Annotated in this window: 15 protein-coding genes; 5 read left to right on the top strand and 10 right to left on the bottom strand. The window is 60.1% G+C overall.

Annotated elements, in window-relative coordinates:
• Window positions 1-9: 9 nt before the first annotated feature.
• From ACQ4WM_RS10045 to ACQ4WM_RS10030, 4 genes are all read right to left on the bottom strand, one after another.
• Entirely contained in the window at window positions 10-459 is a 450-nt protein-coding gene (locus tag ACQ4WM_RS10045; RefSeq protein ID WP_436546522.1) for an HIT family protein, read from the bottom strand.
• On the bottom strand, window positions 459-4499 hold the full coding sequence (locus ACQ4WM_RS10040; RefSeq protein ID WP_436546521.1) for a DUF3683 domain-containing protein: 4041 nt from the start codon (window positions 4497-4499) through the stop codon (window positions 459-461). Before ACQ4WM_RS10040 ends, ACQ4WM_RS10045 begins: the two co-directional genes overlap by 1 nt.
• Window positions 4500-4574: 75 nt before the next feature.
• A complete protein-coding gene (locus ACQ4WM_RS10035; protein ID WP_436546520.1) occupies window positions 4575-4769 on the bottom strand; it encodes a hypothetical protein in 195 nt (64 codons plus the stop codon).
• Entirely contained in the window at window positions 4769-5260 is a 492-nt protein-coding gene (locus ACQ4WM_RS10030) for a YqaA family protein (RefSeq protein ID WP_436546519.1), read from the bottom strand. The genes ACQ4WM_RS10035 and ACQ4WM_RS10030 overlap by 1 nt, the downstream gene beginning before the upstream one ends.
• Window positions 5261-5460: 200 nt before the next feature.
• Here ACQ4WM_RS10030 and ilvA point away from each other — a divergent pair, with 200 nt between their 5' ends.
• The 5 genes from ilvA (at window position 5461) to rapZ (ending at window position 10780) form a co-directional block, all read left to right on the top strand.
• Window positions 5461-6996 (top strand): threonine ammonia-lyase, biosynthetic, encoded by a 1536-nt coding sequence (gene ilvA, locus ACQ4WM_RS10025; protein ID WP_436546672.1) that lies wholly within the window; start codon window positions 5461-5463, stop codon window positions 6994-6996.
• Between the two features lie 115 nt (window positions 6997-7111).
• The gene (gene queF / locus ACQ4WM_RS10020; protein ID WP_436546518.1) at window positions 7112-7954 is read left to right on the top strand and encodes an NADPH-dependent 7-cyano-7-deazaguanine reductase QueF; all 843 of its coding nucleotides are present in this window, start codon (window positions 7112-7114) and stop codon (window positions 7952-7954) included.
• Between the two features lie 344 nt (window positions 7955-8298).
• Window positions 8299-8781 (top strand): PTS sugar transporter subunit IIA, encoded by a 483-nt coding sequence (locus ACQ4WM_RS10015; RefSeq protein ID WP_308923602.1) that lies wholly within the window; start codon window positions 8299-8301, stop codon window positions 8779-8781.
• A gap of 36 nt (window positions 8782-8817) precedes the next feature.
• Window positions 8818-9753 (top strand): HPr(Ser) kinase/phosphatase, encoded by a 936-nt coding sequence (hprK, locus tag ACQ4WM_RS10010; RefSeq protein ID WP_183680697.1) that lies wholly within the window; start codon window positions 8818-8820, stop codon window positions 9751-9753.
• Between the two features lie 163 nt (window positions 9754-9916).
• Complete coding sequence (rapZ, locus tag ACQ4WM_RS10005) at window positions 9917-10780, top strand: RNase adapter RapZ (RefSeq protein WP_436546517.1); 864 nt, start codon at window positions 9917-9919, stop codon at window positions 10778-10780.
• 81 nt (window positions 10781-10861) lie between these two features.
• Here rapZ and hpf read toward each other — a convergent pair whose 3' ends face one another.
• The 6 genes from hpf to ACQ4WM_RS09975 form a co-directional block, all read right to left on the bottom strand.
• Entirely contained in the window at window positions 10862-11221 is a 360-nt protein-coding gene (gene hpf / locus ACQ4WM_RS10000; protein WP_436546516.1) for a ribosome hibernation-promoting factor, HPF/YfiA family, read from the bottom strand.
• 68 nt (window positions 11222-11289) lie between these two features.
• Window positions 11290-12768: an RNA polymerase factor sigma-54 gene (locus ACQ4WM_RS09995; RefSeq protein WP_436546515.1), complete on the bottom strand. Its 1479-nt coding sequence runs from the start codon at window positions 12766-12768 to the stop codon at window positions 11290-11292.
• Between the two features lie 4 nt (window positions 12769-12772).
• Complete coding sequence (gene lptB, locus ACQ4WM_RS09990; RefSeq protein WP_436546514.1) at window positions 12773-13531, bottom strand: LPS export ABC transporter ATP-binding protein; 759 nt, start codon at window positions 13529-13531, stop codon at window positions 12773-12775.
• On the bottom strand, window positions 13531-14109 hold the full coding sequence (gene lptA, locus ACQ4WM_RS09985; RefSeq protein WP_436546513.1) for a lipopolysaccharide transport periplasmic protein LptA: 579 nt from the start codon (window positions 14107-14109) through the stop codon (window positions 13531-13533). Before lptA ends, lptB begins: the two co-directional genes overlap by 1 nt.
• A 20-nt stretch (window positions 14110-14129) precedes the next feature.
• Window positions 14130-14735, bottom strand: a complete 606-nt coding sequence (gene lptC, locus ACQ4WM_RS09980) for an LPS export ABC transporter periplasmic protein LptC (protein WP_436546512.1) — start codon at window positions 14733-14735, stop codon at window positions 14130-14132.
• A gap of 51 nt (window positions 14736-14786) precedes the next feature.
• The gene (locus tag ACQ4WM_RS09975) at window positions 14787-15797 is read right to left on the bottom strand and encodes a KpsF/GutQ family sugar-phosphate isomerase (protein ID WP_436546511.1); all 1011 of its coding nucleotides are present in this window, start codon (window positions 15795-15797) and stop codon (window positions 14787-14789) included.
• Window positions 15798-15857 lie beyond the last annotated feature (60 nt).

Genomic DNA, 15857 nt, shown 5'->3' with positions numbered 1-15857 from the left:
ATAAATTCTTTATGCGGTCAGACGTTCGATGATGGCGGTACGCAGTGCCGGCAACAAGGCGCGGCGCGCGGCCAGCACCTCGGGTGGCGTACTGCGCTGGACCACGGCCCAGCTCGGGTTCGGGAAATGCGCGTCGTCCAGGTAGCGTGGTATCACATGCCAGTGCACGTGCGGCGTCATGTTGCCGAAGCTGGCCACGTTGACCTTTTCCGGCTGCATCACTTCGCGCACAGCCAGCTCGACCTGCCACACCACTTCCATGACATAGTTGCGCTCGCCTGGTGTCAGATCCGTCATTTCCCTGACGTGGCGGTTCCAGATGACGCGGCAAAAGCCCGGGTAGGCAGGGTCATCGACGGCCACCACCGACAGGCGCTCGCTGCGCCACAGCAAGGCGTCAAGGCCCTGCTTGCCGGAAAAACCGTCGAGCAAAGTGCACAGGTCACAAGGCGTGGCCATTACACCAGCACCCGCTCGATACCGCCATCGTTGGCGCGTTTCACGTAGTCCGGCATCCAGTTCTCTCCCAGCAAGTGTTTGGCGATCTCGACGACGATATAGTCGGCGGTGGTGCCCGAATCATCATTGTAGCGCGACAGGCCTTGCAGGCAGGACGGGCAGCTGGTGAGGATTTTGACGTCGCCCGTAAAACCGTCGCCGCGCAGCTTGTCGGCGCCCTTGACCATTTCTTCTTCCTTGCGGAAACGCACTTGCGTGGAAATATCGGGGCGCGTGACGGCCAGCGAACCGGATTCGCCGCAGCAACGGTCATTCTTTTCGATCTTGACGTTATCCACCGTGCTGATCAGCGAATTGATGGTCTTGCTTGACTCCTGCAGCTTCATCGGATTGTGGCAAGGCTCGTGGTACATATAGCGCGTGCCGTTTACGCCCTCCAGCTTGACCTGTTTTTCCAGCAGGTATTCATGGATATCCATAATGCGGCAGCCCGGGAAGATCTTCTCGAACTGATACGTGGCCAGCTGGTCGTAACAGGTGCCGCACGACACCAGCACCGTTTTGATATCGAGGTAATTGAGCGTGTTGGCCATGCGGTGGAACAGCACGCGGTTATCCGTCATCATCTTTTCGGCCTTGTCGAACTCGCCGGCACCGCGCTGCGGATAACCGCAGCACAGGTAACCAGGCGGCAAGACCGTCTGCACGCCCACTTCCCACAACATGGCTTGCGTGGCCAGGCCCACTTGCGAGAACAGACGTTCCGAGCCGCAGCCTGGGAAGTAGAACACGGCTTCCGTATCGGCCGTGGTGGTCTTCGGATTGCGGATGATGGGAATGACTTTATCGTCCTCGATATCGAGCAGCGCGCGCGCGGTTTTCTTCGGCAGGTTGCCCGGCATCTTTTTATTGATGAAGTGAATCACCTGCGCCTTGACCGGCGGCTTGCCGGTGGTAGGCGGCGGCGCCTTGGTCTGCTTCTTGGCAAATTTCTTCAGCAAGTCGTGGCCCAGGCGCTGCGCCTTGTAGCCCCAGCCGATCATGACCTGGCGCGTGGCGTTGATCGTCACCGGATCGGTGGCGTTCAGGAACAGCATGGTCGCCTTGGTGCCCGGATTGAAACTCTTCTTTTCCATCTTGCGCAGCAGATTGCGCATATTCATCGACACGTCGCCGAAATCGATATTGACAGGGCAAGGCGTGACGCATTTGTGGCACACGGTGCAATGGTCGGCCACGTCTTCGAACTCTTCCCAATGTTTGATGGAAATGCCGCGCCGCGTCTGCTCTTCGTACAAAAACGCTTCGATCAGCGACGAGGTCGCCAGGATCTTGTCGCGCGGCGAATACAGCATATTGGCGCGCGGCACGTGGGTCGAGCAGACAGGCTTGCACTTGCCGCAGCGCAGGCAGTCCTTGACGCTGTCGGCAATCGCGCCGATATCGCTTTGCTGCATGATCAGGGACTCATGCCCCATCAGGCCGAACGACGGCGTATAGGCGTTACGCAAGTCGGCGCCCATGCCAGGCAGGTTCAGCAGTTTGCCCTTGTTGAAACGGCCTTCCGGATCGATGCGCAGTTTGTAGCTGCGGAAGTCGCCGATCTCTTCTTCCGTCAAAAATTCCAGCTTGGTAATGCCGATACCATGCTCGCCGGAAATCACGCCGTTCAGCGAGCGCGCCAAAATCATGATGCGGCCCACGGCTTCGTGGGCGTCCTGCAGCATTTCGTAGTTGTCCGAGTTGACCGGCAAGTTGGTGTGCACATTGCCGTCGCCGGCATGCATATGCAGCGCCACGAACACGCGGCTACGCAAAATGCGCGCGTGGATGGCCGTTGCTTCATCGAGTATCAGCTTGAAGGCGGCGCCGTTGAAGATCTGGCGCAGCTGGGCTCGCATTTCCTGCTTCCAGGTAATGCGCACGGTGCGGTCCTGTACCACGTCGAACAGGGTCGCTTGCGGCTGGGTTTCCAGGCGCGCATCGAACACCGGCAGCAAACGCTCCATGCCCAGTTCGGCCAGCTCATGCTTGACGTCAGCCAGCGGACGGTCCAGCTGGGCCAGCAGATACGTCCAGCGGCGGGTGACTTGCGCCAGCAACTGCTGCGCCTGCTCGGCGCGGTCGCCCAGCATTTCGGCGTCGTCCACGCGGTCGTCGGAGGCGTCATCGCTCTTGCCGATCGGCAGGTTACCCTTGCCAAGGAACCCGGTCAGGGCTGCGGCCAGTTGCAGCTTGTTCTTGATCGACAGCTCGATATTGATGCGCTCGATGCCGTCCGTATATTCGCCCATGCGGTTGAGCGGAATGACCACGTCTTCATTGATCTTGAAGGCGTTGGTGTGCTTGGCGATCGCGGCCGTACGGGCGCGATCGAGCCAGAATTTCTTGCGCGCTTCCGGGCTGACGGCCACAAAGCCTTCGCCGACGCGGGTGTTGGCAATACGCACCACTTCCGAGGCTGCCTGCGCAACCGCGTTTTCATCGTCGCCGACGATGTCGCCGAACAGCGCCATCTTCGGCAGCACGCCGCGTTTCGACTTGGTGGCGTAGCCGACCGCGCGCAGATAGCGCTCGTCCAGGTGCTCCAGGCCCGCCAGGCGGATAGTCGTGTATTGCTCGCCCTTGGCCGGCAAGCCGTCCAGGTAGTCCTTGATTTCCACGATCGACGGAATCGCATCGCGCGCCTGGCCGAAGAATTCCAGGCAGACGGTGCGGGCAAACTTCGGCATCTTGTGCAGGATCCAGCGCGCCGACGTGATCAGGCCGTCGCAGCCTTCTTTCTGGATGCCAGGCAAGCCAGCCAGGAATTTGTCGGTCACGTCCTTGCCCAAGCCTTCCTTGCGGAATTTACGGCCGGGAATTTCCAGGATTTCTGTCTTGAACGGCGCGTTAGGTTTGGTCGCGTCGCGCGTGCTCGGGTGGCGCCATTCCAGCTGGAAACGCGCCAGCGCGATATCGTGGATCTTGCCCAGGTTATGGTCGAGGCGCGTCACGTCGAGCCAGTCGCCATTCGGGTCGACCATGCGCCAAGAGGCCAGGTTGTCGAGCGCCGTGCCCCACAGCACGGCCTTCTTGCCGCCCGCATTCATGGCGACGTTGCCGCCGATACACGAGGCGTGCGCCGAGGTCGGGTCGACCGCAAACACGAAACCGGCTTTTTCGGCCGCTTCCGAGACTTTATTGGTGATCACGCCAGCGCCCGAATAAATCGTCGCGTATTCATGCGTGAGGCCAGGCAAGACCGTCATTTCGACGGCGCCCAGGGTGATCAGTTTTTCGGTGTTGATCACGGCCGACATCGGTGTCAGGGGAATTGCGCCACCCGTGTAGCCGGTGCCGCCGCCGCGCGGGATAATGGTCAGCCCCAGCTCGATGCAGCCTTTCACCAGGCCGGCCATTTCCTCTTCGGTGTCCGGAGTCAGCACCACGAACGGATATTCCACGCGCCAGTCGGTGGCGTCGGTCACGTGCGAGACGCGCGTCATGCCGTCGAAACGCACATTGTGTTTTTCCGTGTAGCGGCCCAGCACCCTGACGGTGCGCTTGCGCAAGTCATAGGTCTTGCGGAATTCGTCGCCAAAATCGGCCACCGCCTTGCTGGCCGCTTTCAACAGCAATTCGACATTGTGGCTGCGCGCCTGCGCCACTTCGGGCGATTCGCCGGAAGCTGCCGCGTCGCCGCCGGCCGCGTCGATCGACAGGCGGCGCTTGTCAACTTCGGCCAGCCGGTGATGCAGGGCATCGATCAGGCCCTGGCGGCGCTTGGGATTATCGAGCAGGTCATCCTGCAGATAGGGATTGCGGCGCACTACCCAGATATCACCGAGCACCTCATACAGCATGCGCGCCGAGCGGCCCGTCTGGCGCGCGCCACGCAGCTCGTCGAGCAGGCGCCACGAGTCCTCTCCCAACAGGCGTATGACGATCTCGCGATCGGAAAACGACGTGTAGTTATACGGGATTTCGCGCAGGCGGCTGGCTGCGGGACCATTGGGCGTTTCTGCCAATAAAGCTTGGATATGTGCGGGAGCGTTCATGGAGTATGGTGACGATGAGGACTGGACCCTAAAGGGCCATTTTATCTTATTGCGCCGCACCACGCGGGAACAGCCTTAGCAAGGGCAAGGTTTAAGCAGCATGCTCGCCACAAAAGCAAATACGGCGGTGCCCGCCATTTTCTGAATAAAATTTCCACAGGGAACCGTTTTCCACCGAAAAATATCAACTTTTGTGGAAGGCTGCAAATTATCGCGCCGCGCCATGATGGGGCAAACCGGCGTTGCAAACCGCCCCACGATGGCACGCATCAGGACAGCATTTGTCCAATCCGGTGCCATACGCCATCGGGCACATACAGCAGCAAGGTGGTCATGGTCAGGTAGCGCGCGCACTTGCCGACCGCCATATAGGCGACGCTGGGCCAGAACGGCAACTTGAGCCAGCCGGCCAGCGTGCACAGCGGGTCACCGACGCCGGGCAGCCAGGCCAGCAGCATGGTCTTGGCACCGTAGCGGGCCAGCCAGCGGAACCAGCGCGTGTCGCGCTCCTTGGCAAACGCCTGCTTGGCGCGGTAGCCCATCCAGTAATCGACGGCGCCGCCCAGCGTATTGCCGACGGTAGCGACAAAAATGGCGGACCAGAACAGGGCGGGATTGGCCTTGATGACGGCGAACACGGCCGGTTCGGAGCCGAGCGGCAGCAAGGTTGCTGAAATAAAGCTGATCAGAAAGACCGATGTCAGCCCTACCTCGGGCGCTGCGATCAGTTGCAGCAGCCAGGTGATTGCGGATTCGATCATTGAACACTTCACGATGCGGTAAGGCTCTCCATTATAATGAAGCGCAGCTTGCGCGCCGCACGAACCGTGCGGCGCGCAAGGGCTCACCGGCCCGCAGTTCCACAGAGCATGTTTGCCGCCCCGCTATCCGCCTCGGGCAAGGCATGCCGACGTACACGCTCCAGTGCACTTCCTGGCCCAGAATCACTCGCTTGCAGACTATGAACATCGACTACCTCAAGAAAATCCTGACCGCCCGCGTCTATGACGTTGCCTCCGAAACGCCGCTGGAACTGGCGCCTAACCTGTCCCAGCGTATCGGCAACCAGATTTACTTCAAACGCGAGGACATGCAAAGCGTGTTCAGCTTCAAGGTGCGCGGCGCCTACAACAAGATGGCCCACCTGAGCGAAGCGCAACTGAAGCGCGGCGTCATTTGCGCCTCGGCCGGCAACCATGCGCAAGGCGTGGCGCTGTCGGCGGCGCGCCTCGGTTGCCGCGCGCTGATCGTCATGCCAACCACTACGCCGCCCTTGAAAATCGAAGCGGTCAGGGCACGCGGTGGCAGCAGCGTGGAAATCGTGCTGCATGGCGACTCCTATACCGACGCCTACAACCATGCGCTGACGCTGGAACAGGAACAAAAACTCACCTTCGTGCACCCGTTTGACGACCCGGACGTGATCGCCGGCCAAGGCACCATCGGCATGGAAATCCTGCGCCAGCATGCGGGCCCTATCCACGCTATTTTCATCGCCATCGGCGGTGGCGGCCTGATCGCCGGCGTGGCCGCCTATGTAAAACAGATTCGTCCCGACATCAAAATCATCGGCGTGCAGACGGTCGACTCGGACGCCATGGCGCGCTCCCTGAAAGCAAAGGAGCGGGTCACCCTGCCCGACGTCGGCCTGTTTTCGGATGGCACGGCGGTGCGCCTGGTGGGCGAGGAAACCTTCCGCCTGGCCCAGCAGTATGTGGATGAAGTCATTATCGTCGACACCGACGCCATCTGCGCCGCCATCAAGGACGTGTTTACCGATACGCGCTCGATTCTGGAGCCTGCCGGCGCGCTGGCCATTGCCGGTGCCAAGGCCTATGTGGAACGGGCCAGCCTGACCAAGCACCCGATCATCAACCAGACCCTGGTGACGATAGCCTGTGGCGCCAACATGAATTTCGACCGTTTGCGTTTCGTGGCCGAACGGGCCGAACTGGGCGAGTTCCGCGAAGCCGTATTCGCCGTCACCATGCGCGAGCAGCGCGGCAGCTTCAAGCGCTTCTGCTCGCTGATCGGCGCACGCAACGTGACCGAATTCAATTACCGCATCAGCGACGAAAAAGACGCCCACGTGTTTGTCGGCATCCAGATCGCCGACCGCCATGAGTCGGGCGCGCTGGCCAAGCGTTTCGAGGAGCATGATTTCCGCACCCTGGACCTGACCCACGACGAGCTGGCCAAGTCGCATATCCGCCACCTGGTGGGCGGCAAGAGCCAGCTGGCGCAGGACGAGCTGCTGTACCGCTTCGAATTCCCGGAACGTCCGGGTGCGCTGATGCGCTTCCTCGACAGCATGGCGCCGAACTGGAATATTTCGCTGTGCCATTACCGCAGCCAGGGCGGCGACGTGGGGCGCATCCTGATCGGCCTGCAAGTGCCGCCCGACGAGATGGTCGAGTTTGCACGTTTCCTCGATACGCTCGGGTACCGGTATTGGGACGAGACGAGTAATCCGGTGTATAAGTTATTCTTGGGGTAAGTCAGAAGGTCAGTTCCTTCGGAATCGGAATGTGCCCCACTGGGGCGCATTCCCCAGACGGGTCTGACCCCGAAATAGGCTACCATTCGTGCTTGACCGAATTGACGCCATCACAATGACCACTACCAACGACCTCGCCGAATTGTCACCTCTGGGCAAAAGCTCGGCCTACCGCAGCGACTACGCGCCGGAACTGCTGTTTCCGATTCCGCGCCAGGGCAAGCGCGACGAGCTGGAACTGCACGGCACGCTGCCCTTCTTTGGCCTCGATATCTGGAACGCCTACGAATTGTCGTGGCTGAACCTGCGCGGCAAGCCGCAAGTGGCCGTGGCCAAGGTCAGCGCGCCGGCCAACTCGCCCAATATCATCGAATCGAAGTCGTTCAAGCTGTACCTGAACTCCTTCAACCAGACCAAACTGGACAGTCCAGAAGCGCTGCTGGCCCTGCTGAAACAGGATCTGTCGAACGGCTTTGGCGCACCGGTACAGGTGGAACTGACCTTGCAGGAAGACTTCGGCAAGCTGAAGATGGGCGAATTCGACGGCGTGCTGCTCGACCGCCTGGACCTGGAAATCACTGACTACACGCCCTCGCCGCAGTTGTTGAAAGCGGCGCTGGCCGAGGCGCCGGTGGAAGAAAAACTGGTCTCGCACCTGCTCAAATCGAATTGCCTGGTGACCGGCCAGCCGGACTGGGGTAGCGTGCAGATCGAGTATGCGGGGCCGCAGATCGACCAGGAAAGTCTGCTGCGCTACCTGATCGGTTTCCGCGAGCACAATGAATTCCATGAACAGTGCGTCGAGCGCATCTTTGTCGATATATTGCGCCAGTGCAAGCCACAAAAACTGTCGGTCTACGCACGCTACACGCGCCGCGGCGGGCTGGACATCAACCCCTGGCGCAGCAACTTCAGCACCGGGCATATGCCCGACAATCTGCGCAACGCGCGCCAATAAGTACTGGTCAGGTTTGCCGGAAGCGCGCAGAATAATGCTGATCGGAACGCTGGCTGTGTTCTAAAACAACGCCAGCGTTGCTGACGCAAGCAACATAAAACGCCGAAAAGTCGGAAAATCGGCATTCAGCGACGGAAAAACCGGCAGGAGATTCGTTTTCAATCAAGAAATAGCTAATTCCCCTTGACGTTATTTTTTTGATAAAATGTTTGCTTGTCCCGCCATAGTGTCCACTGCGCCGGCAGCGAGCATATACTGTTGAGAATTGGCGTTACAGGCCACCCAAACAGGCCTATAATTCGGCTCGCAAGCCCTCTGCGCATTGCACCATTTCATTGAGTGTCATGACTAATCTTAGCAAAATATTATCCCTCGAAAACGTCCTTCTGGACCTGGAAGTCTCCAGCAAAAAGCGCGCTTTCGAGCAAGCCGGCCTGATCTTCGAAAACAACTATGGCATCGCCCGCTCTACCGTGTCGGACAATCTGTTTGCCCGTGAACGCCTGGGTTCGACCGGCCTCGGTCATGGCGTTGCCGTGCCGCATGGCCGCATCAAGGGCACCAAGACCTTGAAAGCACCGCTGGGTGCGTTTGTGCGCCTGGCCGAACCGATCCCGTTCGAGTCGCCGGACGGCAAGCCTGTCAGCCTGCTGTTTTTCCTGCTGATCCCCGACCATGTGACCCAGCAACACCTGGAAATCCTGTCGGAAATCGCCGAAATGTTTTCCGACGACGCCTTCCGTACGGCGCTGGCCACCGATCCGGAACCGAAATCCGTGCATTCGCGCATCGTCAATTGGCAACCCAGTCTGCAAGCGGCGGGTTAAACTTCAGGTATTGATCCACTCCTGAAGAAAACTGCCATGTTGCAAACGCCGCTGACGATACAACGCCTGTACGACGACAATCGCGAAAGTCTGCAACTGGGCTGGTTCGCCGGTTTTCCCGGCGGCGAGCGCCTGATCTCGGGCGACGTCTCGTCGGCCGCCGACCAAGTCGGCCACTTGAATTTGATCCACCCGGGCCGCATCCAGGTGTTTGGCCACCAGGAAATCAATTACTACCAGCGCCTGAAGGTCAATACGCGTACCCACGTGATCGGCGAACTGATAGCCGGCGGCCCACCCGCGCTGATCATCGCGCAAGGCCTGGAAACGCCGCCCGACATCCTCGCCATCTGCGACGAGCAGAATATTCCCCTGTTTTCCACGCCCTTGCCGGCCGCGCAGGTGATCGATTTCCTGCGCGTCTACCTGTCGAAAAAGCTGGCGCAGCGCATTATCATGCACGGCGTGTTCATGGATGTGCTGGGGGTGGGTGTCCTGATCACAGGCGATTCGGGTCTGGGCAAGAGCGAACTGGGACTGGAGCTGATTTCACGCAGCCACGGCCTGGTGGCCGACGACGCCGTCGAGTTTTCGCGCATCGCCCCGAACATGATAGAAGGGCGCTGTCCGCCACTGCTGCAGAACCTGCTTGAAGTACGCGGTCTGGGCCTGCTCGACATCAAGGCCATCTTCGGCGAAACGGCGGTGCGCCGCAAAATGCGCCTGAAACTGATCGTGCACCTGGTGCGCCGCAACGCGCTGGAAGAAGAAGTCGAGCGCCTGCCCTTCCTGTTCCCCACCGAAGACGTGCTGGGCCTGCCGATACGCAAGGTCGTCATCCCCGTCGCCGCCGGCCGCAATATCGCCGTGCTGCTGGAAGCGGCCGTGCGCAATACGATCTTGCAGCTGCGCGGCATCGATACCTTGCAGGAATTCATGGAGCGTCAGAGATTGGCAATGAGTGGCGATTAAGGCCGGGGTCAGACCCCCGCAGCCGTCAGCTCAAGCCTCTGACTTAGCGGCATTGAGGGTCTGACCCCAGCTTTGTCCAATCAACACCACACAATCAATTGCAATAATTTGTAAATGAAATTGCCACGGAGCGTAGCTGCGGCCTTTATTGTATGATTGCCGCATGCATATCGTCCTTATTACCGGTATATCCGGCTCCGGCAAATCCGTGGCACTCAATGTGCTGGAAGACTCCGGTTATTACTGCGTTGACAACCTGCCGCCGGCCTTGCTGCCGAGTTTGGTGCGAACCTTGCTGGAGGAGGGCACGGACCGCCTGGGCGTGGCCGTCGATGCGCGCAGCGCCGAGTCGTTGGCCAGTCTGCCGGACAATGTGGCGCTGCTGCGCGACCAGGGGCATGACGTCAAGGTCATGTTCCTGACGGCAAATACACACTCGCTGGTGGCGCGTTTTTCGGAAACCCGGCGCAGCCATCCGCTGTCGCATGAATTGCGGCCCCATCACAATCCCGCCAGCCGCCGCACGCTGATCGAATGCATCTCGGAAGAGCGCGAACGGCTGTCGGCAATCCAGCAACTGGGCCATGTGATCGATACGTCGGAACTGAGCGCCAACAAACTGCGTGCCTGGGTCAAGGATATCGTCGCCTCCGAGCGCGCACCGCTGACTCTGTTCTTCGAGTCGTTCGCTTTCAAGCTGGGCGTGCCGCTGGACGCCGATTTCGTGTTTGACGTGCGGGCCCTGCCCAATCCGTATTACGACCTGGCGCTGCGGCCGCTCGATGGCCGCGACGCGCCCGTGATCGCTTTTCTGGACGCCCAGCCCAGCGCGCTGGAATTGTTTGCCGATATCCGCAATTTCGTGGAAAAGTGGCTGCCATCGTTCAAGTCCGACAACCGCAGTTATCTGACGGTGGCGCTCGGCTGCACGGGTGGGCAACACCGTTCGGTGTATATGGCGGAACACCTGGCGCAGTATTTTGCCGACCGCGAACGGGTCGTGCTGCGCCACCGCGAGCGTCACTGAGGCGGAAAAACGGACGCAAAAAAGGGCGCGATGATAAAACAGCGCGCCCTTAGTTGATCACAACAATCTGGAGCGGCAGGCCTAGACGGCGGCGGCTTCTTCAGCAGTGTTGTCTGGCAGATGCTTGATCGCCTCTTTACCGTGCTCTTGCACTTTGGTTTTGTACTTCATCACTTGCCGGTCGAGCTTGTCGATCAGGCTGTCAATTGCGGCATACAGGTCATGCGCCAGGCTTTCCACGTAGACGGTCTTGCCGCTCAGTCGCAGATTCACTTCGGCCTTCTGGCGTTTTTCTTTCTCTTTGAGGTTGTCGACGGTCAGAATCACGGCAATATCGATAACGTGATCGAAATGGCGTTTCACGCGCTCCAGTTTGGTTTGTACGTATTCACGGATGGCTGGTGTCACTTCGAGATGATGTCCGCTGATGGTGAGATTCATACACACTCCTAAAGATGATCGGGTTCGTGCGGTGTCCATCGATCCGGCCCGCAGAGGAACCGAAAAAACTACAAAGACTTACGCAGACTCACTGGCGGAATTTTCAACGCTTCCCGGTATTTGGCAACAGTACGTCGCGCAATTACCATGCCTTGTTCCCCCAGCATGTCCGCAATCTTACTGTCGGATAAAGGATTTTTAGGGTTCTCTGCTCCTGTCAATTGCACGATCAAGGCCCGTATCGCCGTCGATGACGCCTCCCCTCCTGCTTCGGTGGCGACGTGGCTGCCAAAGAAATACTTCAACTCAAACATTCCATGCGGGGTCAGCATGTACTTTTGGGTTGTTACGCGCGAGATAGTACTCTCGTGTAAACCCAGTGTATCAGCTATTTCGCGAAGCACAAGTGGCCGCATGGCAACTGCGCCGTGCGAGAAAAAATCCTTTTGCCGTTCCACTATCGCCTGCGCCACGCGCAGGATGGTGTCGAAACGCTGGCGCATGTTCTTGATCAGCCATTTGGCTTCCTGCAGCTGTGCGCCCATGCCGCCTTCGCCCTTGCCCTGCTTGAGCAGATTGGCATACATGGCGTTCACGCGCAGGCGCGGCATCACGTCATTGTTCAGCGAAACCTGCCAGCCGTTGCGGGCGCGCTTGACCACCACATCGGGTACCACGTAGTCGGACACATCCGAAGCGAACACGGCGCCCGGGTGCGGGTTGCACAAGCGAATCACGGTCTGCGCCTCGCGCAGGTCTTCGTCATCGCAGTCGAGGGCTTTCTTGAGCTTGTTGAAGTCGCGCTGGGCAAACCAGGCCAGGTGTTTTTCAACGATGGTCAGGGCCATGCGGCGCGTCACCAGCGCCACCTGCGGCAAGCGTTTGATCTGCAGCGCCAGGCATTCGGACGCGTTGCGCGCGCCGACGCCGGGCGGATCGAAACTTTGCAGCAGCGCCAGCGCCGTGCGCAGTTCGTCGGCATCGACTTCCAGCTCTTCCGGCAGGCGCGCCAGGATATCGTCGAGCGGCTCTTCCAGGTAGCCGTTGTCGTCAAGCGCATCAATGATCAATTCCACCAGTGCACGGTCGCGCAGTTCCAGTACCGTCACGCGCATCTGCTCCATCAGGTGCTCGCGCAAGGTGCAGTGATGGGCCTCCAGTTGCGGACGAGAATCCTCGTCATCGGGCGCCTTGCCGCGGCTGGCCTCGTTCCAGTCGCTGTCGCCGCCCTCTGGCGCGGCCGTGCTCTCGCCGCCATCGCCATCGAACGTTTCCGCTTCTGCCGCCGGTGCAGGCGCTTCCTGGCCCGGTGGCGCAGGCGGCGCTTCAGCGGGCGCCGCCGTCGAACTCAGGGCACCGTCGGACAACAGGCGCAGCGAGCGGTCGAGCGGATCGTCCAGCCGTTCCAGCAAGGGATTATCGGTCAGCAACTGCTCCAGCTCCTGGTGCAATTCCAGCGTGGACAGTTGCAGCAGACGTATCGATTGCTGTAATTGCGGCGTCAGTGCCAGGTGCTGCGAGGTGCGCAGCTGCAGTGATTGTTTCATTGGCTTACATGCGGAAGTGTTCGCCCAGATACACGCGGCGTACCGACTCGTTGGCGATGATGTCGTCGGGCCGCCCCGACGCCAGTACCGAACCCTGATTGATGATATAGGCGCGGTCGCAGATGCCCAGCGTTTCGCGCACATTATGGTCGGTGATCAGCACGCCGATATTGCGTTCCTTCAAAAACCGCACAATGCGCTGGATCTCGATCACGGCAATCGGATCGACGCCGGCGAACGGCTCGTCGAGCAGCACGAAACGCGGGTCGGTAGCCAGCGCGCGGGCGATTTCCACGCGGCGGCGCTCGCCGCCCGACAGCGACAAGGCCTGGTTTTCGCGCAGCTTTTCAATTTGCAGGTCGGCCAGCAATTTGTCGAGGCGTTCCTCGATTTCGGGCTTTTTAAGCGGGCGGCCGTCGACCGTCTGGATTTCCAGCACGGCGCGGATATTGTCTTCCACCGTCAGCTTGCGAAACACCGATGCTTCCTGCGGCAGGTAGGACAGGCCCATCTGTGCGCGGCGGTGGATCGGCAGGCTGGAGATATCGACACCGCTGATATCGATGGTGCCGCCATCGGACGGCACCAGGCCCACGATCATGTAGAACGAGGTGGTCTTGCCGGCGCCGTTCGGGCCCAGCAGGCCCACCACTTCGCCGCACTCGACTTGCAGCGATACATCATGCACCACCTGCCGCTTGCCATAGGTTTTCTGCAGTCCCCGCACGATCAGGGTGCTGCCGCAACGTTCATTCTTGTCCATTATTTCTTCCCTGGCGTGGGCGCGGCCGGTGCTTGGTCTGCCGCCGGCTTGTTCTTCGGCTGTATCACCATGCGCACGCTGCCGGCGCCAGGTGTGCTGGTGCCGCTGTCGCTGTTTTCCATATTGAACAACTCATTGCGGCTGTCATACGAAATGAAGGCGCCATTGGCCACATCGGTCGGTTTGGTGCCTTGCAGGCGCGTGAGCTTGGCCCTGGAAAACAATTTCACGACTTCCGTCTTGTTGTTGTATTCCACCCGTTCCGCTTCGCCTTCCACCCACAGGTCACCTTCACCGTCGCGCTTCTGGCGGAAGGTAGCCAGCTTGCCCGCTTCGCCCCAGAAGGTGATGAACTGGTAGCCCTGCGGATCTTCGGTGATCAGGGCACGCCCCGCCTTCATGGTCAGGGTGCCCTTCACCAGTACCACGTCGCCGGTCAGGGTGCGGGTCTGCTTGATGTCATCGACCTGGCCGCTGCGGGCGGTGATGACGGCTTCTTTTTCCGAGTCGGCCTTTTCGGCATGGGCACTGCCCATTACCGCCAGGGAAAACAAGCTCAACAGCAAGATTTTTTTCATTTTGATTTGGTCCTCTTTATTTATTTGGCCGGCACGGCTTTGCGCGGCGGTATCACGATGCGCACCGAACCCGGTACTTCCACCACGCTGGTGGCATTGTTGGCCTTCAGGCCCACGCCGGTCACATGCGAACGCCCCGAGAGCAGGTCGACCGGCACCGCCGACTCCATCCGCTCTTCATCAGGAAAAATCGTCAGCGCCTCGGTTTTCAGCGTCATGTTCTGCGTTTTCGGACCGGCCACGCGGTCGATCACGACATTGCGCGACAATTGCAAACGTGAATTTCCCTGATCGATATGGGCCAGCTCGGCCGTCATGTTCATGGGCGGCACGCCCGGGCTGATCTTGCGCACGAAAGGCTGGTCGATATCGGATGAGTCATCGGCCGGGTAATGCGTGAGCTTGGCGCCAGAGACGATATAGCTGGGCTTGCCCTGCAAGTCCATGCGCACCAGGCTGAAATTGGTGACGAAATAATCGGGCTCGTCCAATTTCTTGTTGGCACTCACATCCTGGCTGCTCTTGTTCATCACTTCAAGCAGCCAGAAGCTGCCCAGCGCCACCGCGACGGCGCCCAGCACGGTAAAAATCAAGCGCCAGCGATGGGCGCCTTCTGGCTTACGCATAGTGTTTCACTCTCAAAAATAGGCCTGCCGCGCAGGAGCAGCACGCCGGCATCAGATGACCTTTGCCTGGGTCAGGTCATGGATATGCAAGGCGCCGACCAGCTTGCCGTCAGCGTCGACCACCAGCATCTGGTTGATGCGGTGCTGCTCCATCACGGCCACCGCGTCGACAGCCAGGCGGTCGGGTGCGATGCTGCGCGGCTGCGCATGCATCACGTCGCGGATCGCCACTTGCGTGAAATCCTGCACGCGCTCGAACATGCGGCGCAGGTCGCCATCCGTAAACACACCCACCGGACGATTATCGGGATCGACGATGGCCGTCATGCCCATGCCCTTCTTCGTCATTTCTTCCAGTGCCTGCAGCAGCGAGGCGTGCACCGGTACTTTCGGCACCCGCTCGCCGCTGCGCATCACGTCATGCACGTGCGTCAGCAGGCGGCGGCCCAGGGCGCCACCGGGATGCGAACGGGCAAAATCTTCTTCCTTGAAACCGCGCAAGTCCAGCAGCGCCACGGCCAGCGCATCGCCCAGCGCCAGCGTGACAGTGGTGCTGGCGGTCGGCGCCAGGTTCAGCGGACAGGCTTCTTTTTCCACCGAAATATCGAGGTGCACGTCGGCCAGTCGCGCCAGGCTCGATTGCGGCTTGCCAGTCATGGCGATCAGTACGCCGCCCATACGCTTGACGACCGGCATGATGGCCATCAGTTCGGCCGATTCGCCCGAATACGAGATGGCGATAAAGGCGTCGTCCGAGGTGACCATGCCCAGGTCGCCATGCGCCGCTTCGGCCGGATGCACGAACATGGCCGGCGTGCCGGTCGAGGCCAGGGTGGCAGCGATCTTGCGCGCGATATGGCCGGACTTGCCGATGCCGGACACCACCACGCGGCCCTTGCATTCAAGCAGCATGGCCACCGCGCGGCCGACGCTGTCGTCGTGCGCCAGGCGCGCATGCAGCGCAATGATGGCGTCGGCTTCGATCTGCAAGGTAGTGCGGGCCAGCGCCACGGCGCGCGCGCTTGTGGCATTCATGTCACTTCGATCAAAAGCTTTCTGCATTGTTTTTTCATGGGTTACACTCATGCCCAAAGTATAAACGAATTAGGAAAGCAAAAAACT

It is taken from the genome of Janthinobacterium longum (assembly GCF_051380735.1).
Taxonomy (GTDB): Bacteria; Pseudomonadota; Gammaproteobacteria; order Burkholderiales; family Burkholderiaceae_D; genus Janthinobacterium.
The sequence above is the reverse complement of the archived record's forward strand: the minus strand, read 5'-3'. Positions and strand labels throughout refer to the sequence as shown.